The sequence below is a fragment of the Crocinitomicaceae bacterium genome (genome assembly GCA_016708105.1).
In the GTDB taxonomy this organism is placed as follows: Bacteria; Bacteroidota; Bacteroidia; order Flavobacteriales_D; family Crocinitomicaceae; genus JADJGJ01.
The window spans coordinates 1,697,073-1,717,042 of record JADJGJ010000001.1 but is presented as its reverse complement, the minus strand read 5'-3'; the positions used below and the strand labels follow the sequence as shown (position 1 = coordinate 1,717,042).

The 19,970-nt window shown below is 37.2% G+C and carries 10 protein-coding genes and 1 pseudogene; 4 read left to right on the top strand and 7 right to left on the bottom strand.

Translation table 11 applies throughout. From position 1 onward, the window contains the following. Window positions 1–8: 8 nt before the first annotated feature. Window positions 9–1,144 (bottom strand): annotated as a pseudogene (locus tag IPH66_07475) (saccharopine dehydrogenase NADP-binding domain-containing protein). A gap of 249 nt (window positions 1,145–1,393) precedes the next feature. Between IPH66_07475 and IPH66_07470 the strand changes: the two are divergent. Further along, on the top strand, window positions 1,394–2,023 hold the full coding sequence (locus IPH66_07470) for a class I SAM-dependent methyltransferase (GenBank protein ID MBK7129184.1): 630 nt from the start codon (window positions 1,394–1,396) through the stop codon (window positions 2,021–2,023). A 43-nt stretch (window positions 2,024–2,066) separates the two neighbouring features. On the opposite strand, the gene IPH66_07465 is transcribed toward IPH66_07470, so the two are convergent. The 6 genes from IPH66_07465 to IPH66_07440 form a co-directional block, all read right to left on the bottom strand. Continuing rightward, a complete protein-coding gene (locus IPH66_07465; protein ID MBK7129183.1) occupies window positions 2,067–4,355 on the bottom strand; it encodes an OmpA family protein in 2,289 nt (762 codons plus the stop codon). Between the two features lie 20 nt (window positions 4,356–4,375). Beyond that, window positions 4,376–5,350: a type IX secretion system membrane protein PorP/SprF gene (locus IPH66_07460; GenBank protein ID MBK7129182.1), complete on the bottom strand. Its 975-nt coding sequence runs from the start codon at window positions 5,348–5,350 to the stop codon at window positions 4,376–4,378. 32 nt (window positions 5,351–5,382) lie between these two features. After that, window positions 5,383–13,716, bottom strand: coding sequence for a right-handed parallel beta-helix repeat-containing protein (locus IPH66_07455; GenBank protein ID MBK7129181.1), 8,334 nt, complete (start codon window positions 13,714–13,716; stop codon window positions 5,383–5,385). A 162-nt stretch (window positions 13,717–13,878) separates the two neighbouring features. Beyond that, window positions 13,879–14,808 carry a M28 family peptidase gene (locus tag IPH66_07450; protein ID MBK7129180.1) on the bottom strand — a complete coding sequence of 310 codons (930 nt, stop codon included), beginning with the start codon at window positions 14,806–14,808 and terminating at the stop codon, window positions 13,879–13,881. Beyond that, window positions 14,805–15,386, bottom strand: coding sequence for a Smr/MutS family protein (locus tag IPH66_07445; protein MBK7129179.1), 582 nt, complete (start codon window positions 15,384–15,386; stop codon window positions 14,805–14,807). The genes IPH66_07450 and IPH66_07445 overlap by 4 nt, the downstream gene beginning before the upstream one ends. Continuing rightward, a complete protein-coding gene (locus tag IPH66_07440; protein MBK7129178.1) occupies window positions 15,352–16,317 on the bottom strand; it encodes a hypothetical protein in 966 nt (321 codons plus the stop codon). The genes IPH66_07445 and IPH66_07440 overlap by 35 nt, the downstream gene beginning before the upstream one ends. Window positions 16,318–16,369: 52 nt before the next feature. Here IPH66_07440 and IPH66_07435 point away from each other — a divergent pair, with 52 nt between their 5' ends. From IPH66_07435 to IPH66_07425, 3 genes are all read left to right on the top strand, one after another. Next, window positions 16,370–17,020 (top strand): ABC transporter ATP-binding protein, encoded by a 651-nt coding sequence (locus IPH66_07435; protein ID MBK7129177.1) that lies wholly within the window; start codon window positions 16,370–16,372, stop codon window positions 17,018–17,020. Then, window positions 17,004–17,789 (top strand): TIGR02757 family protein, encoded by a 786-nt coding sequence (locus tag IPH66_07430; GenBank protein MBK7129176.1) that lies wholly within the window; start codon window positions 17,004–17,006, stop codon window positions 17,787–17,789. The genes IPH66_07435 and IPH66_07430 overlap by 17 nt, the downstream gene beginning before the upstream one ends. A gap of 129 nt (window positions 17,790–17,918) precedes the next feature. Then, window positions 17,919–19,964 (top strand): BatA domain-containing protein, encoded by a 2,046-nt coding sequence (locus IPH66_07425; protein ID MBK7129175.1) that lies wholly within the window; start codon window positions 17,919–17,921, stop codon window positions 19,962–19,964. Window positions 19,965–19,970: the final 6 nt, after the last annotated feature.

The window sequence follows — 19,970 nt, the reverse complement described above, 5'->3', positions numbered from 1 at the left end:
GACACTATTCAATTGCTTGATCGCACATAAATCACTCCGCGCTCACCCAGATAATTCAGAAAGTAATGAAAACATACTTCATGTTTCCCAATCAGCTCAGGAGGAAAAACTCCTTTTTCAGCAAACAATCCATCTAAAAACATATTCACTGCTGCAGTAGCGGTATAGCCTGTTGTGCGTGCCATGGACGACGTTTGCGTTTCAGCGTGATATTCATCATAAAGATTGTACACAACGGTTTGACTTTTGCCTTTATCGTCAATGCCTTTTACCGTAACACGCATCACGGTTAATTCAGGTTCTGTTTCTCCTAGTTTCCATTCGTTGAATAAAAGTTTGCTAGTAAAATCAAGAGGCCTTACCTCCTGCCCTTTCACTGAAATTTTTTCTGTGCTGAAAAATCCTGTTTCTTTCAGCACGCGCACGTATTCTACATGTCCGGGATAGCGCAATGTTTTTTCTTTCATGTTTTTTATATGCGGCATGGTGAAAATGATAGACCGTAATCCGTCTGAATTGAACGATTCCAAGGTACCTACCATATCAAATTCTACATATTCACAATCAGTGAGAGGCTCACGCACAATGATGTTTCCGTTTTCAACATAGCGAGCCGGGCGTGTGTATTCTTCAATCACATCAACCGGTGAAAAAGGTGCTTTATAACAGAAAGGCCATTTTTTAACTTTGGGTAATCCACCAACAAGACATTCAAAATCGGTGAGTTTTAATTTTTCATTATAATAACCCAGTATGATATTATCCATACCGGGTGCTACACCACAATCAACAATAGCTGTCACATTTTTTTCTTTGCAAGTTGATCAAGTTCCAGAGAATTTTCCGGAAAAAATGAAATGTCTACCACATTTTTTCCGGCAAGTATAATTTGTCTCAAAGTTTCAAAGCCAATAAAGCCCGGCACCGCACATACAACCATATCAAAAGGCTCAATCATTTTTTTTAATTTGTCATGCTGGGTTACATCAAGAATCTGAGTAGATAATTCTACACATTTATTTTTTACGAACGCTAATCTTTCTGAATTCAAATCAGTAACCGTTACATTGAATTTTTTGGAAAGATCAATAGCCATTGCTGCACCTACCATGCCGGCTCCAAGAACAATAATATTTTTTTTCATGTGTATTTTTTTTAAGTTTCAAGTCTTCGATAGCTATTAGAAGACAAGAAATTATTTAACAAAAGATAATTAAGGAAAATTAATTCACAAAGAGGCAAGCATCCTTACATACCGGGTAAAAATACCCAAGGCATTTGCTCAAGTTCAGGATGAAATGAATTAAACATGGCGCTAAAGTAGTGAATAATTATAAATAGAAACCAGCCCATTTATTTCTGGTAAATCACTACATTGCTTAAAAAGATGGCTATGGAAACAACCAGTTCAACCGTTGCAGTATTTGATAAATATGCAAAAGATTATGCTGAAAAATTCATGGATGTGAGCAGATATATTGAGAGCATGGATGAATTTTGTAAACATCTACCACAAAATTCGGGCTTGCTTGAATTAGGTTGTGGTCCCGGCAATATCACGCGGTATGTCAACACTAAGCGGCCTGATTTGGCAATTCACGCAACAGATTTATCAGTCAACATGCTTGAATTGGCTAAAACCAATTGTCCAAGTGCCAGTGTGCAAATGATGGACTTTAGAGATTTGCATAAAATCAAAGATAAATTTCAAGGCATTATTGCAGGTTTTTGCGTGCCATATCTCAATTTTGAAGACACCCTCAAACTAATCCACGACGCGTCTAAACTTTTACAACCGGGAGGACTACTCTATTTGAGTGCCATACAAGGTGAATATGCTAATTCAAAAAAACAAGTGAATTCACACGGTGATGAAGTGATGATTTATTTTCATGAAGAAAAATATCTACGAGAGTTTTTTACCCGTGAGAATTTGGATGTGATTCATAGTTTGAAAACTAATAATCCGCTCGCATCTCAAAACATAAAGGATGAATTGATATTAATTGGAAAAAGGAATTAGTTTTTCGGAATGAGCTGAGGCAACTTTCCTTTAACCTAACTGACTAATACAACCTAATTTCAGCCCGACGATTTACGGCATCATTTGATTCATCAACCAACTTGGTTTCACCGTAGGCATTTACAATGAAGCGTGATGCCGGAATTCCTTTTTTAACCATGTAGTCAACAATCCAATCACCTCGTTTTTGTGAGAGGATTAGATTGTAATCATCTGAAGCGCGCGCATCAGCGTAGGCATTAATTTCCATACGCAGGTTTGGATTTGCTTTTAGCAGGTTGTACAATTTATTCAGTTCATCCAAATCATCAGATTTTACATTGGCTTTATTTGAATCAAAGTACACGTTGATAATATCATAATTGGTGGTTAATGCCAGATCTATATCCAATGAATCTTCATCAATTTGTGAGAGATTTGACTGCTGAAAACCTAATGGTTTATAAATGAAATATCCATTTTGTCCGCGTGACAAACCTGCTACTTTTTTTCCGTAACGATCATAGATGTACAGAGTGAAATCATCCAATTTCAAATCCGGATCACTCTCATCAATTTTGAATAAAATATTGGTTTCAACCGGTAAGCTGCGGAAACGAAATTCACCTTTTTGATCAGTTTGCGTTTCAGCCAATAAAATTCCGTCATCACTGTAAGCATAAATAGTCAAGCCTTCAGGTGAAATTCCATTGAGATGATCATACTCAAAATAACCGGCAATAGTTTGGGTTTCCAGCTCAAACAAATCTTCTGTTTCTTCTAAAAGAGGCAGACCTTTTACATGATCACCATTCAGCTTACGATATACAAATTCTCCTTCTTCATTTGCTTTTAACTGAGCTACTACATTACCATATTGATCAAAAATAAGGAGAACAAACTCTTCATCAGTTTCCTCAACTTTTAAAATGTAACTCTCTTCCATTGAAAGCTGTTTGAAATCAAAATTTCCGGTGTTATCCGTCACTTGTTTGAATTTCAAATTTCCGTCTTCATCATATAACATTACTGCAACGTTTGCAGGATATTCACCCGGTACATCTTCATAAATTAACTGTCCACTCAAATGACCAAAATCATCACCCGGTTCAATCATATTTTCAGGAATCAAACCAGGAATACCCGAACTTGTGAACTCAAGTTTTTTATAGGTAAATTCTCCATTTTCATCTGTAACCAAATCAACAACCGGGTTTCCATTCTCATCATAAATTACCAGATTCAATTCTTCTTCAGTAATCACACGCAAGGTATACGAACCGTCAATATTCAAATTTTTAAAAATGAACTCACCTTTTTCATCAGTGGTAGTTTCATCTAAAACCAAATCATCTTCACCAACAACTTGAACTTTTAAACCACTTGCTTCACCATTCAGATTGCGGTAGGTAAACATACCTGCCAAATCATTTCTAATAGTTACCTTCTTTTCAATATTCAAAAAATAGATATCATCATTACCTGATTTATTAGAAGAGATATAACCGGTTTTCATACCGGGGAAAATAAAAATTCCAAAGTCATCAGAAGGCGTATTCAAATCATTCACGGTTTCAACGGCATCATTGGGTTGCGAAAGATTTTTCCAATAAATATCTAGGCCGCCAACTCCACTTTCACGATCAGAAGCAAAGAACAAATGGCCTTCAATCACAAAGGGATAAATTTCATTTGCAGATGAATTAATCTCTTTCATGTTAACCGGAGCAGACCAGGTTCCGCTTTTTAAATCAGCATAATAGATATCTTTTTGTCCGGCACCACCGGTCATGTCTGAGGCAAAATACAAACGTTGATTTTTTGAATCATAACAAGGGTGTCCAAAGGAGAAGGTGTTATCATTGAATGGCAAAGCCTGAATATTGGTCCATTGGTTGCCATCACGCACCGCCATGAAAAGCTGAGGTCTGAATTTATTTTTTTTGTTTTTTTTCTGATTAACTATCACTTGAGTAAAAAACATGGTATCACCGGTAACAGAGAATGAAACAGGTCCGGTATGGCTTTCTCCTTTCAGTTTTTCTGATACCAGTTCAACATCTTTGAATTTGCTTTCAGCAGAAATTTCACCTTTAAATTCAGCAGAATAAATATTGAGATACCCACCATTTTTCCAATTGTTTTCGCCAAGGTTAATCACATCATATTCTCTGCTTGACGTAAAATACAATTTATTACCACTGACAAAAGGAGCAAAGTCAATACCCTCAGAATTGATTTCCTTAATGTCAGACATTGAGCCTGTCATCACGGTTTCCATTACCTGATATGTTTGGCTAAAAGCCAGCTGAGTGCTGAACAGAAGGATAAAGAATAATTGCAGTAATCTCATGCGTTGGTATTTTTTCTGTCCTATAAATATCTTGGTGAAATGGTTTGAGATTTTTTCAAGTCAAAATCAAAACCAACAAAAATTTCATGTGAGCCACTTGAAAAATTAGCAAGTTGATTCACCAAAAAATCATACGAATATCCAATACGCATAAAGTCTGTCACATTCACATCAAGCAACAAGTTGATACTTGAGGTGTGTCTGAGCGCAAGCCCAATCCAAAATCTTTTATAGAACATGGCGCTTAGGCATATATCAATATTTACAGGAGACTGAAAAGTACTTTTAATTAAAACAGATGGTTTCAAAACAAATTTGCGATTGAATTCAAAAACGTATCCCATGTTGAGCATCATGTGCGTTCTGAGATACAAGTTAGTTTCTTCAGGAAAACCTTCAAACTTAAACGGAGACGCCCACAAGTGTGTCCATGATAAACCGGCAAAGAATTTTGTTTTGTAATAATATACACCAAAATCAAAACTAGGAACCAGAGAACTAGTCACACCACCCACATCCATGATGTCACCATCTTCTTTAAAATTGAGAATATTTCTGTTGAAAACGGTGTTGTATATACCTGCTCTTAAACCAAAAGACAATTTACTTTCTCTGAATTTAAGATGATATGCACCGGTAACTGCGGCAATAATATTTCTGGTAGGTCCTAATTTATCATGCGCAAGATTTACACCCCAGGCAATATTGTATTTGTTAAGCGGAGAATGAATAGAAGCAGTTTGCGTGGTAGGTGCACCTGCAATACCAACCCATTGACTGCGGTGTAAAACAACAGCACTCATTGAATTGCGCGTACCTGCATAAGCAGGATTAATCACAAACGGATTAAACATGTACTGGCTATACAACGCATCTTGCTGAGCATAGACAGAGTTTTCAACTGATTGTCCTACGGTTGCAAGAACGATCACAGCAAATAAAAGTCGGTATGCGGATGATTTTATTTTCACGTGTAAGGTCGTTAGCTTATTCAAATTTACCATAATTTTTTAATTAGCGTTGATCACTACCTGGTTACCTGTACCCAACCACTCTGGTTCTGATCACCATTCACGTTGACAACGTAATAATATGTTCCTGCCGGAACGGGATTACCTGATTTATTTGATCCATCCCAAATCACCGTTTGATTATTGTAATTTTCAAATTCAATCATTTTATCTCCCCAACGATTAAAAATAATTACCGTATTTTCAGGATACCCTTCTATTCCGTCAATCTCCCAAAAATCATTTTTTCCATCATCATTCGGTGAAAATGAATTGTACGTTTCAACATGACAATCCTCTAAAGGCAAAAGGGTAACACTTACGGTATCTGATTTTACACATCCATAGACATCTGTCAATGTAACAACATAAAAATCTGCATCATCAATTTCAGCGGTTGGGTCGGCTATATCAGTTTCAGAAAGATTTGGATTATCTGACCATTGGTACGTATTTGCACCGCTTGCGTTAAGTTGAATCAAAGAACCTAAACAGGTTTGAACATCATATCCTGCGGTCATAGAAGAAATATCAGACAAGTAATAATTCACGCTGTCAGCATCACTTGCACAAGTTGATCCATCAAGCAAAACAACATAAATATAATTATCTCCACTGCTTAAAATTGTTGGTGTGAAACTGGCATCCGTGCTCAATACCGTTGATGATGATGAGCCTAACATCCAATTAGCAATTGAAGTACCTGTTGCAACAGATAGCGCACTAAAAATATCTCCCGGACAATACACAGAATCTGTAACTATAATTTGAGGAGCTGCAGGTTTGTAGAGTACGGTGACCATCACGGTACTTGAATCAGGACAAGCGCCATTAGTTAGATATTGAACAGTATATGTTGTGCCTCCAATACCTGAAATTTCACCTGTTGCTGAGTTTATAACAGCACCATCAGCCGGATCAGGATTGAAAGAGAAGGTACCACCTGATAGACCACTGATGACAATATTCTGTGGAGAACCATCACAAAAATCATCCATTGAAAAAGTAGGATCATCATTATCTAATGCATTCACATTGATTGTATCTTTTTCACTACATTGACCAATGGTATAAATTACACTGTATGAATTTCCGAGCACAAATCCGGTAATTTCACCGGTTGCGGCATTAATTACTGCACCATCACTTGGAACAGTTTCAAAAGAAAATACACCTCCTGCAGTGGCAACTGAAGTAGGTAAAGCAATATCAGTTAATGCACAAAAATCATCAAAGACAAAACTTTCATCTTCAATATCTGTGAGAGCTACAACACTTACCGTAGTGAGTAATGATGTACAACCCAGCAATTGATCTTGCACAATTACCGTATAATTTCCGGCAGCAATATTTATAATGCCAGGCGTAGCAGAATATGTAAATCCTCCATCAAAAGAATAGTTGAATGGACCCGGCGAACCAAGTACTGAAGTAATATCAATGCTGCCTAATGAACTCAAACAAGTATCTGCAGCCGCAGTATAAGCAAAAGATAATGGAGTACCTGCATTAATTGTAATATCAGTTGAATCAATGCAACCATTTGGGTAATATATTTTCACCTCGTGAATTCCTGAGTTGGCATTAAACGTGTATGCAGCATTTCCAAATACTGATGGATTTCCATCAAGGCTAAACATATATGCAACAGGTGCACTCACGGTAATAATACCATCGGCAGCACCTAAACAAGTTTCATCAGAAATGGCATACACCGGAAATGAAGGAGCTGAATTTACGATGAAATTTGTGCCAAATTCAGATGTTCCGGTAAGGCCGGTTATGGTTGCTGTGATTGATGTTCCGGGTGCAACAAAACTTCCCAAATCAATATCAGCAGAATCTCCAACAAAAACAGGAGAAATTGTTGTTCTGCCAAGAAATATTTCCCCTTCTCCATTGGTTGCATCAGGACTTGTATTTGAAAAAATTTCTACGATATAGGTGCCTGGCGGAACTTCTGTTCTAAACCCTACATGCGTTGTTCCTCCACAATCAAACGCACTAAAAATTTCAGGAAAATCAATTTCATCATTGTTGCCTGTTACCATGCTTCCGTCATTAGCCAATACTGCATTATCACCATCCAAATCAATACCCTGAAACGTGTTGTCATGAATGAGATTACCTAAAATCTGGTTGCCACTTGAATTTATAACCTGCCCTATCATTACACCGGTATTGCAGTTTGCAATTTCATTTCCTTCATCTAATCCAACGCCTCCAATAATAGTGTTTTGTGAATTGTTGATATAAACTCCACTTCCAAGACAAGCTGCTGAAAAATTACTTGCATCAATACCAATGCGGTTTGATTTAATGATTGAGTTGTTTGCATTGTTATCTACGACAATGCCATGCAAAGTCATGTTGGCAATGATATTTCCTTCACCTGCACCGGAATTTCCAATATAGGTTGTGCCTGCATTATTGTCAAGTGTTATTCCAACATTACCTCCAATGCTTGTACCACCATCAGTACCAATACCAATATAATTTCCAAGAATTGAATTGTCATTTGTTCCCGCACCTGAACACACGATTTGAGAACCCACATTCCCTGAAATAATATTTCTGTCAGATACCAGACCACCTCCAATATTATTCAGTGAGGCACCGTTTGAAATTGAAATACCAATTTGGTTTGTCAGCACCGCATTTCCTGTTATATCAACTCCAATATAATTTCCTAACACTGCATTAGAATTTGTACCTGCACTATTGATAAAAATTCCTTTATCAAGATTACCTGAAATGACATTCAACTCACTAATTTCATTGCCAGTTGATGCTGAGTCAAGATGAATTCCGATTGCTTGATTTTGTGATCCTACCAAGGTACTTCCTCCATCCAAATCAGTACCTATATAGTTTGATTGAATGATGTTATCATCAGAATTTTTTATAAAGATTCCTTTTGCATTACCTGAAATTGAATTCATCAAACCTGAACCAGAACTACCAATCAGATTTAAATTAGAACCTAATCTGAGTAGGATTCCTTCTTGTCCGTTTGGAATAAAAATATCACCTACAGAACCAATTCCAATGTGGTTACCATAAATTTCATTTGAACTTGCACCTTCTAGATAGATGCCTTGATTTGCATTATTGCTAATCACATTATGTTCATCAATAGTGCGGTTTCCTCCAATCATGTTTGATGAAGAATATTTTACAATTATTCCAATTCCGTTTGATGCTCCGGCAAAATAGTTGTTACCAGTTGAATCTGTTCCGATGTAATTATTTTTGACTGTATTGTTGTCAGATGCTTGATCAAAAATAATTCCGGCAGCCAAATTGCAAGAAATGATATTCCGGTTTAAATTATTACCAATTGTATTGAACGTTGCGCCTGAAAAATAAACACCAATAAGATTCGGCACAGCAGTATTGCCGGGTTCAGACAGACCTATGAAGTTACCCAATATCTGATTATTCTCAGAGTTGATTATTGCAATTCCTATACTATCATTTCCGCTGATGATATTTCGCTGTGCAACAACACCACCGATAATGTTATTTTCAGCTCCGTTTTGTAAAACTATACCATGCGTATTACTGAATTGTAATCCAATACGGTTGTTGTAAAAATAATTTGATACGGATGCATCAACAACAATTCCAGCCTGATCATTACCCAAAATTTTATTACCTAAACCAAAGCCAACTTCACCAATATAATTATTGCTTGCACCACCCGCAATTTTAATACCTACGCCATTTGCGTTTGCCGTTACCAGGCCCAATCCTGCTCCAATGATATTACCTGAAATGATATTGTCAGTTGAAAGCACACCTTCAATAAAAATACCGTTCACTGCATTGCCTGAGATTACATTTGACTCAAGCCCTGTACCACCAATTGTATTAAATGAGGCGTCAGATAAATAAATTCCGTGTTGGGCATTGCTTAACACACCTACTCCATCATCAGCAGTTCCAATACGATTATTATAAATGAATGTATGCACTGCACCATCTAATTTTATACCTACCACATTTCCGCTGATTCTGTTTTCACCACCAATAACTGCTTCTCCAATTTGATTGTCAATACCGGCGGTGCCCAATATTTCAATGCCGATTGGTTGAGTAAAAGATGTATTGTTAGAAGGGTCAAGACCGATGTGATTTGCAGAAATAATGGTATTATTTGCTCCGTTGTGAATTTTGATACCTGACTGGGTTTGGTTCATGATGATATTACCATATTGAGGTACACCAATTGAATTGTCTCCAATCTGATTATTTGCGGCATCAGCACCTGATATTTCAATAGCAACCAATTGTGATCCCAACGGTGAAAAACTTGTATTCACTCCAAAAATATTTCCTAGAATGTCATTGTTTCCGTCTTCGATTAAAATTCCAGCTACAGAATTGCATGTGATATAATTCCCTTCAATGGGACGATCACCACCAATCAAAGAATTTTCAGCACCGGCGGCCAATACAATTCCATACTGTTGATTAAACATTGGACCAAGCACTCCGGCAGTTGAACCAATATAATTACCTTGAACCGTTGTTCCTTCTTCTGCAATATAAATTCCGCAATAACTATTTGTTGAAATAGTATTTGCCCATGCAGTATTGTTTGAACCACCAATAACGGTATTCAAACTTCCGCTTGTCACTTCAATACCAATTTGATTTTGAACGGGACCATTTCCGGTTTCATTTACACCAATCATGTTTGAACGAATGGTTGTGCTGGATGCATTCACTAATCTGATACCTGAATTGGTGTTACCACTTATGACATTCATTTTTCCGGCCTGATCACCAATCAAAGTGAGATCAGAATCTTGAATATACACGCCGTACGAATTTGGAAACGGTGCATCTGCTATATCACAACCAATGAGGTTTCCGTAAATTTCATTGTCATCTGAATTTTCAACATAGACACCATAATTTTGAGAATTTCCAATAGTATTAGATTCAGGAGAAGAAAACAAACCTCCAATTTGATTTTGACTGCAACCTGTTTGCAGGTGGATACCATTGAGGTTAGTTAATCCTGTTCCTCCCAGGTCATACATATTGTTGCCTTGAATTAAATTGTAGTTTGCGCTGTTGTACAATTTAATGCCCGCTCCACCATTTCCAATAACTGTGCATGAGCTTACTTCACAATAATCAGCCTGAGAAATCACAATACCTTCAAGCACATTTCCAATACCTGAAGTGTATGATTCATCAGTACCGACAATGCAATTGGTCACCACAACAAAATCAGTAGCGTCACCACTAATTAGAATACCTTGACCCGTGTTGTTGGCAATTACATTTACATCAACACCACCAATATCTGCATTGGGTTCAATTACTAAAACACCTGTTGTATTACCCATTGATGCAGATGCTGAACCAACACCAATACCAATATAATTTCCACTCAAAATACTGGCTGAAGGTGAATCAAAAACAACCCCCACATTAGTTGATGCTACGATATAATTTCGTTGAGCAGGTACTCCACCAATGTATGCGGTGTGCGAATCAGTGATTTGTATTCCGGTATAATTTCCAATGGGTGCAGTACCATTTATATCAGATCCAATAAAGTTTGAATTAATTATCGTGTTTGAACCGGTATTGCCAAGATAAATTCCATAAGCATTTGAATTAGATTGACCTGAAATAACATTGCGGAAATTTGGACCATCACCAATAGATGTATTCGTTGTTTGACCAACATAAATACCATAGAGCCCATTGCCCATTGCAGATAAACCATCTGCAGTAGTGCCAATCAAATTACCTCTCACAAAATTTCCATCAGAACCACTAACCATGGTTATTCCTGACAGCGTATTACCTGAAATTACGTTTCCCTCATTAGCTAAATAACTACCACCTATTGTTACAGAATTAGAGCCGGTCAAATAAATACCATCTTGATTTGGAATGGCAAATGTTCCGGTTTTATCAAGTCCAATAATATTACCTTGAATAATATGGTTTGAACTATTTTGGATATCAATGCCCTTGGCACTTGCGTTTGAATGTCCGGATATAACATTACCCGCCCCGGCACTTCCAATATGAACAGGATCTGTTGCACCACCCTGTACAAATATTCCCTTCAAACTATTCCCTAATGGAGCATCTCCATCTCTATTAAGACCAATGATGTTATTTTGAATATTACAATTGAATCCTGCTGAAGCAATATTAATTCCATATTGATTTCCTGAAATGACATTTCCATGTTGTGGTGTTGAGCCACCTATTGTAACATTATCAGCTAAAGCATGTCCAATATAAATTCCCTGTGACGTTGTCAGAATGGCTGCATTTCCTGTCGTGTCTAAACCAAGAATATTGTGTTCAATAAAAGTTGAATTTGATTGATTAATTGAAATTTGCGTTGATAAATTACCTGAAATCAAATTGCCTCCACCTGTTTCAGGCTTACCAATTACTGTGTTGCTGGCACCATTGGCAACTATAATGCCTGAATTGTTTGACAGGGCAATCATCCCATCATAATCAGTACCAATTTTATTTGAATATATATACGTATTGCTACTGCCATGACATCTTATACCCTCAGTATGTTTTGAAATAAGATTTCCTCTGCCAATATCACCAATAATTGCAGAACTTGAAGCATTATAAATACCATAAAGACACGTTGTACCGGTAAATCCGGCATTGCCATCTGCTCTTGCACCAATAATATTTCCTAGAATAATATTGCCACCGCATCCACCACTTAAATAAATATTCGTTTTAAGGGTACCTGTAACACCATTGCCTGAAATCACATTTCTACTCCAGTGCATGCCTCCGCCAATAATATTGCTATTATTAGTGACACGGATACCTGCTGATTTATTTTGTGCGCCAACATCTGCATCTGTGATTCCAATTTCACATCCTTCTACCTTGGTATTTTGTCCACCAAGATCCAAACCATAACTGTTGAAACCGGTAATACGCAAACCAGAAATCAGACATTCTGAACTTACAGGGTTCACGGTTATTCCGGTTGCATTTGCACCTGAGTTGGTAATTTCAACCGCAATATATGCCGGAGTAACCCCACTTGCTCCTTCAGTTGCCGGCCCAGGAACAGCAGTGCTATCTTGTGAATATCCGTCAATGATGTAGTTACCACTAAGAAACATATCACTGGTGGGTGAAATAGAAATAGGAATTGAGGGCAAATCAAATTCAACATAATTCACCGCGTTTAAATTTTGTGCCGGATCAAGCGCCCAAGGCAATGAGTTAGGCGTACCTGATGTACTAGCTGTTGTTGTTACACGCAATGGAGTGTATTCGCATGCACCTGCATCAGCTTGGGGAGTAAAATCGTTATCACCATCTAAACTTCGCGGTGCACCGCGCATGTCAACACCCGGTAAAGCAGGCCCCCCCACATCAATCAAGACACTGCCAGAATTTACGATTGTAAAATAAATCATGCCATACCCATCTATCACTTCACTGGTGCGTAGACCAAAAAACAAGGTCGGACTAAATTGATCACCACCACTTGCATAGGGTACTACTTCTCCACCCGAATTTTGACGATGGCAATTGCCACCACCTGAAGTGAAGCCACCTGAACCTGTAACTTGGTAATCACCGGCACCACCATTTTCACTTATTGCGTTATTGACAAAGTGAATGGTATTAGTTGCTGCATTGCTATAAATTGCATCAGCTGTGGTTGCATTATTTTGATAAATTGTATTGTAACTCAAATTAAGCGCAGTATTTTGATATGCATAAATTGCTCCGCCAATACTGGCATTATTATCAAAAAATGTACAGTTTTCAATCAAGCTAATGGTATTACTCAAGTAAACGGCTCCTCCATTTGTACCTTGATTGCTGATAAACGAACATGATCTGATTTGTACGTTAGCCCCAACAGCATAAATAGCACCACCATAACTTACACTTTCATTGGATTGAAATAAACAGCGATCAATATAAGTTTCGCCTGCATTTGCAGTAATTTCTAGCATGGTCATGCTGAGTCCTGTCTCCCCTGCAAAGCCGCAATTGCGAATGAACACATCACTGCAGTTGGTTATTGTTATCAGTGAAGCATCGGTGTATCCTCCATCCAATGGCATAATGGTAGAATGCTTGGGTGATGGCCCCAATAAGGTAATATTGGAAAATCCATTAATTAAAATGCGTGATTGAAGTTTGATATCTCCTTTTACATCAATCAAAATAGAGTCACCATTGGTTAAATGCACATCAACGGCTTCGCGCAGGGTACCAGATCCGGAATCAGCGGTACTGGTTACTTTGATCAATTTGGCATTCGCGCTGGCTGTAAAAAAAATCAGCAGCAGGAATAATAATTTTCTCATAGTTTATGTTGGGTTACTTCTATTTAACGAAATTCCCACTTATAAGTTTGCTCAAACGGTCAAATTTCTTAGTTGCGAAATTGAAAAAACATGGAATTTAACCCAAAATAGGCACTATATATTCATTTTGATCGACTAAAAAGATGGATTATTCCCTTGTTATTAGTTATTCGTCGAAATCTCGGAAACTACCTTGTAAAGTTGATCACAAACCAGTGTAATTCGGCTTATATCAAGCGTTTCAAGCGTATCACCTTCTCTGTGATATTGCGTGTTTCTATAAAAACCTGTATTGGTGATAAAGATGGCGCTGTATCCAAAATTCCAATAGTTGAGGTGATCTGAAAAATCAATGCCTCGCATTTTTTCCGGAGCCTTGATACTTTTCACTTTTAAGTCTTTAGACTTTTTGAATGCACGCTTTGCCTGTCGTGAAAATTTTCCCGGATGAAACTTTTGAACTACCGTAATATAATCTCCCTTGCTACCGTAAAAAAGTTTGAGAAAAGGAATGGGATATTTCTGTGATTTTTTTTCATCATTATAATAGCCAATCATGTCCATACAAATCATACCTAATACTTCCGTTTCTGAGTCATGTAAAGATTTGGCGTGAACGTAAGAACCCATTTTATCCGTTGCAAAAAAAGGTGGTTCTTCTAAAGTAAATGCCACCAGTTCTATGCAATACTGAGGCTTTATCTCATGTAGCAGCCTTGCCAACTCAAGCATAGCGGCAACTGCACTTGCATTATCATCTGCACCATCTTGATCACCACAAACGTCATAATGAGCACCTACTATCAATTTTGGTTTTTCTTGTGGTCCAAACCGAGCAATTACATTTTTGTATTCAGCACCATTTACTAAATATGCCTGATAACATGTTGTGTCAGCATACTCATTAAATTCTGTGTAGATGTATGCAGCCACCTGATTGAGCACTTCTACTTGTTGATAATTTCTATAATTTTCTGTATCAATAATATTTTCAAGATGCCTAAGAATTCTAGTAGAATCAGCATTTTGCGAGATAGATATTTGTGCAAAGAGCACTGAATATAATATTGCTAAGATTTTTGCTTCTCTCATGACCATTTAAATATTAATTCCGTAGCTCCGCCTTTTCCATATTCATGAGATGACGCATCATGAAATTCAATATCCAAACCTGTTTCAGCTGATAATCTTGTAAGATAATGATAGATTTCTGCCTTGAGTACACCCTCACCTTTACCGTGAATTAAAATAATTTTTTTAGATCTTTTTTCAATATGCTTTTTAACGAACGACCTACAAGCTACCATTTGCTTTTGTAATGCCTGATTAATATCTGTACTTATAAAATCCTGATCAAGCGCTTCGATGTGTAAGTCTATTTCAGCCGGATTATTTGCGCTGCTTTTTTTTGGCAAACTGACTGCCGGTTTAGATACTTTTGCAGGTTGCTTAATTTCTGATTTTGTCTGAATGGCGTGCAGTTTATAATGGTCTTCTTTTTTACTGAGTACCAGTTGCTCATTGCGATATTCTCTTACAAATCCATCATCATCTTCAACCTTGCTTTTTTTTATGCCGGTTTCAATAACCACACCATAAATTGATTCATTGAGTACTGTTACCCTATCGCCAATTTTAAACCGCTGCATAACCAAGATACGATTCAACAAGATGATAGTTTTTCAAAACCAAATATACCGGTAAGATAAGTGCAGACAATACAATTAGCACGGCTAAAATAATTTGGATTAAACTCATGTCTTTGACAACCCGATTGCGCAACAACTGGTTAATTTGATCAACCAGTAATCGTTCATTCTCCCATATCACATTTTCTTCAGGAATAATTTCTTTGATGCGCGGATTATTTTCTAAAAAAACTCTTCGCATAGTCCAATACTCTCGGTCTGATAATTCTTGATATGATTTACGGTAATTAATATCCATCTCTTCAAGACCTTCATGAATAGCCTTGCTGCGTTGGTATGCCCGTACTTTAAACGCCATTAAAAAGCCAAAAATTATCAAGGGATAAAATGAAAACCACACACCCAAACCAATCACAAGTAAAGAGGAAATGAGCGTGTAAACCATTTTCAATTTCTCATTAGCAGGGAAGAAAAGTAACTCAAAAATATTGCCACCATCGAGCGGGTCAAGAGGCAGAAGATTAACAATATTAATTGACAACAAGAGTAAAGATAATTCAACGAGAATAAATTGATCTGGACGATTCATTGCCGCAAGATATAGAACACATCCAATAATGATACCGGGCAAAGGACCCATCAAATTAACCATGATGCGTTCACGCTGTGATACTGCAGATTTTGTACCGCTTATCATGGCTCCTAAGAGAGGAATAAAATAGACGTTTTTTGGTTTGTATCCATAATATTTCATCATGATCAAGTGACCCGCTTCATGAAACAACAGAATGAGTATTATTTCAGTGCCCAATAAATAATTCCCCGGAACTAAAACAATGAAAAGAATAAAAGCCAGCACAAGAGAAATGATAAAACCCGTTAAGCGCGAACTTTGACGCGGGGCTGCCATTTCAGGTTTGGCAGGATACAAATTATCATTCTCTTGAAACATTTATCTCTTATTTGAATGGTGACTACACAAAACTACCTATTTTTGGCATGTCATGTTAACTGCGTCGGGAATTTACAAAAATTATGGTGAACTATCCATTCTGAAAGGGATTGATTTGAGCGTTGCAAAAGGTGAAGTAGTTTGTATTGTGGGCGCATCAGGCGCAGGCAAAACAACATTATTGCAAATTCTTGGAACCCTTGACAAAGCTGATCAGGGAAGTATTCAAATTAATGGTCAAACCATTGGATCTTTTTCCGGTGAAGAACTTGCCCGATTCAGAAATAAACATCTGGGATTTATTTTTCAGTTTCATCAATTATTACCTGAATTTACAGCACTTGAGAATGTACTTATTCCGGCCATGATTGGAGGAGTGAATCAAACCGCTGCCCAGAAAAGAGCCAAAGAATTGCTTGACTATTTAGGTTTAACAAGCCGATATGATCACAAGCCCTCACAACTTTCAGGTGGTGAACAACAACGCGTTGCCGTGGCCAGGGCTTTAATGAATCAACCGGATGTAATATTTGCTGACGAGCCATCAGGAAATCTTGACTCAGTAAATGCAAAAGAACTGCATGAGCTCTTTTTCAATCTAAAGAAAGAGCTGAACCAAACCTTTGTTATTGTTACACATAACCGCGAGCTTGCTAAAATGGCTGATCACGTTTTTGAAATGAAAGATGGCCGCATTATCTGATAAAAAACTTCAAGAGCTTAAAAAAATTCTCGATCAAAAAGCAAAGTTGTTTAACTCAACATCGTTTATTGAGCATGATCCAATTTTAATTCCACACCAATTTAGCGCAAAGGCCGATATTGAAATAACAGGCTTTATTATGTCAACCATTGCCTGGGGTAATAGACAAGCCATACTTAATACGGGTGAAAAATTATTGAATCTGATGGAGTATCGTCCGCTTGAATTTGTGATGAATACATCTGAAAGAAACTTGCTCTCTTCAGGTTTTGTGCACAGAACTTTTAATGCTGAAGATTTTAATTATTTCATTCAAAGATTAGCCCGACACTATCAAAAAAACAACACACTTGAAACCATGTTTGGTGGTGCAGCATTTCAAGGCCACCTGCGAGACAGACTGATTCATTTCAGAAATTTTTTCTTTCAGGAGGAGCATCCGGCGCGCACTGAAAAACATATATCATCACCCTTGAAAAATTCAGCCTGTAAAAGACTGAACATGTTTTTGCGTTGGATGGTAAGAAAGGATGACAAAGGAGTTGATTTTGGAATTTGGAATACTATTTCCATGCGTGAACTTATGGTGCCTTTAGATGTTCATACTGCTAATTCAGCTCGCAAATTGGGTTTGCTTAATCGCAAACAAAATGATTGGCAAGCATTGGAAGAACTCATGGTCACGTTGAGAAAATGGCGCCCGCATGACCCTGCATGGTATGATTACGCGCTCTTTGGTATGGGCATTGAATCAAGTAAAACAAAATAATTGTGCAAAAGATTATTCCTTTTTTGAAATATTTCACACCGGCATCCCGTTCTCTTTGATGGTGAATTAACATCTTTGCATTACAAAAAATCTTGAACTAAGTAAAATCAAGACAAACATCGGTATAAAATGAAATTTGTACATCCGGAATTTTTATGGGCGCTTTTTCTGCTGGCTGTACCGGTTATTATTCACTTGTTTAGTTTCAGAAGGTATCGCACGGTTTATTTCTCACGTGTTGATTTATTGCGTGAAGTCACTGAAGATTCACGCACCGGTGTTAAACTCAAACATATTCTTGTTCTGATCAGTAGATTGCTTGCGATGATATTCTTGATCATTGCTTTTGCTCAGCCTTTTATTCCGGGATCTGATCAGCAAGAATCTACAGAAAATATTAGCCTGATTTATCTTGACAACTCATACAGTATGCAAGCGGATGGCAAAGATGGAAATTTACTCAACGAGTGTAAAAACAGAGCTATTGAATTAGTTAAATCATTTGATGCTGATGAGAAAATAGCTCTCTTTTCAAGTGATTTGCTTTCATCTGAATTCAGGTACTATACATCTAATGATATTATTGACAAGATAAAAAAAATAGATTTTACGCCAAAAGCAACTGCACTATCTACCGTTTTAAATGCCATGTGTGATATGTCGACCGGTGAGTATTCACATGCTAATTACAGAGTTTTTCTCTTTACAGATTTTCAAAAAAGCACAACCAAACTTGACGAATTCAGACGTGATGAAATTCCAACTTATTATTATCAGTCTGCTGCTCAAATCAAAGAAAACATTTTTATTGATAGCGTATGGTTTGAAACACCTGTTCATAGATTAAATGCACCCATTGATATTTGGTTCAGAATTCAAAATCAAAGTGATGTTGCACAAACTGATTTGTCTGTTACGCTTGATATTACAGGCAGTCAGCCTGCACCAAAGCGTGTGTCTGTTGAAGCCAGATCTTCAGAAATATCCAGCATTAATTTTACTGATCGTGAGCCCGGAATAAAATCAGGAAAATTATCAGTAGCAACAGGTCAACTTTATTTTGACGACTCATTTTTCTTCTCCTATGAAATAAAAGATGAAGTAAAAATTTTATTAGTCACAAATTCTTCAAATGACAACAGAAATCTTCAGCAATTGTATCAATTAGATCCTTATTACAATTGTACTGTGACTGAGATAAAATCAGCAACACAAGATGATTTCAAAGGAAAAGAACTCATCATTATTCAAAATGCTGCTGAAATTCCCGGCGGATTTCATGACTTGATAAAACAAGCCCTCAAAGACGGTGCAACTGTTGCCATGATTCCGAGTAAAAATACCAATACGACTAACTGGAATATTTTTCTCAATGAACTCCACTTACCCGGCTTAGGAAATTTAACCAGCAAAGCAGGAGAATTATCTTACTTCAATTACGAAGACCCGCTTTACAAAGGCGTTTTTGAAAGTAAACCTGAGAACTACAAATTTCCGCAAGTAAGCAGCTACTACCCTCTTCAAGTGAGTGGTTCACAAAATTTCATCACCTTATTCGGCTTCAATCCTACCATGCCTTACATGATTATGAGTCAGCATGCAAATGGCAGAATTATCTTAACCGCTGGCCCGGTTGACATGGAATACAATAATTTTCAAAATCACGCATTGTTTGCAGCAACTTATTTGAGAATAGCGGAAACATCAAGCTTTCAACGTCCATTGTACATGACAATTGGAAGCATGGAAAACCTACCTCAACGAAATGAAATAGACGAAAAAGAGCCTGTTCATTTAGTAAATACAGACGAAGGTGTTGACTTTATTCCGCAGCTAATCAATACCGGAAATTCAAGAATGTTATCATTTTCTCAAATGGAAGATCAACTGCGACAATCAGGATTTTATCAACTTAAAGCGTATGATAAAACTCAAGACATTCTGGCATTAAACTATAACCGCAATGAATCATACACTGAAGCCTTGAGTTCAGATGATGTGAAAACAGCCTTTCTCAATGCCGGATGGACCCAATCAACCCCACTGACTGCAAATGATTCAGGCAACCTTGAAGTCAATCAACTGAAAGCAAATGAATTCTGGCGATGGTCACTTATCCTCTCTCTTTTGTTCATAGCTGTTGAAATCTTATTGCTCAAATTCTGGAAGTCTTAGTATTTT

Bases quoted from the DNA above. Each gene is read 5' to 3' on its own strand.
- IPH66_07425 (MBK7129175.1), top strand. From the start codon at position 17,919: ATGAAATTTGTACATCCGGAATTTTTATGGGCGCTTTTTCTGCTGGCT.
- IPH66_07450 (MBK7129180.1), bottom strand. From the start codon at position 14,808: ATGAGAGAAGCAAAAATCTTAGCAATATTATATTCAGTGCTCTTTGCA.
- IPH66_07455 (MBK7129181.1), bottom strand. From the start codon at position 13,716: ATGAGAAAATTATTATTCCTGCTGCTGATTTTTTTTACAGCCAGCGCG.
- IPH66_07435 (MBK7129177.1), top strand. From the start codon at position 16,370: ATGTTAACTGCGTCGGGAATTTACAAAAATTATGGTGAACTATCCATT.
- IPH66_07465 (MBK7129183.1), bottom strand. From the start codon at position 4,355: ATGAGATTACTGCAATTATTCTTTATCCTTCTGTTCAGCACTCAGCTG.
- IPH66_07430 (MBK7129176.1), top strand. From the start codon at position 17,004: ATGGCCGCATTATCTGATAAAAAACTTCAAGAGCTTAAAAAAATTCTC.
- IPH66_07470 (MBK7129184.1), top strand. From the start codon at position 1,394: ATGGAAACAACCAGTTCAACCGTTGCAGTATTTGATAAATATGCAAAA.
- IPH66_07440 (MBK7129178.1), bottom strand. From the start codon at position 16,317: ATGTTTCAAGAGAATGATAATTTGTATCCTGCCAAACCTGAAATGGCA.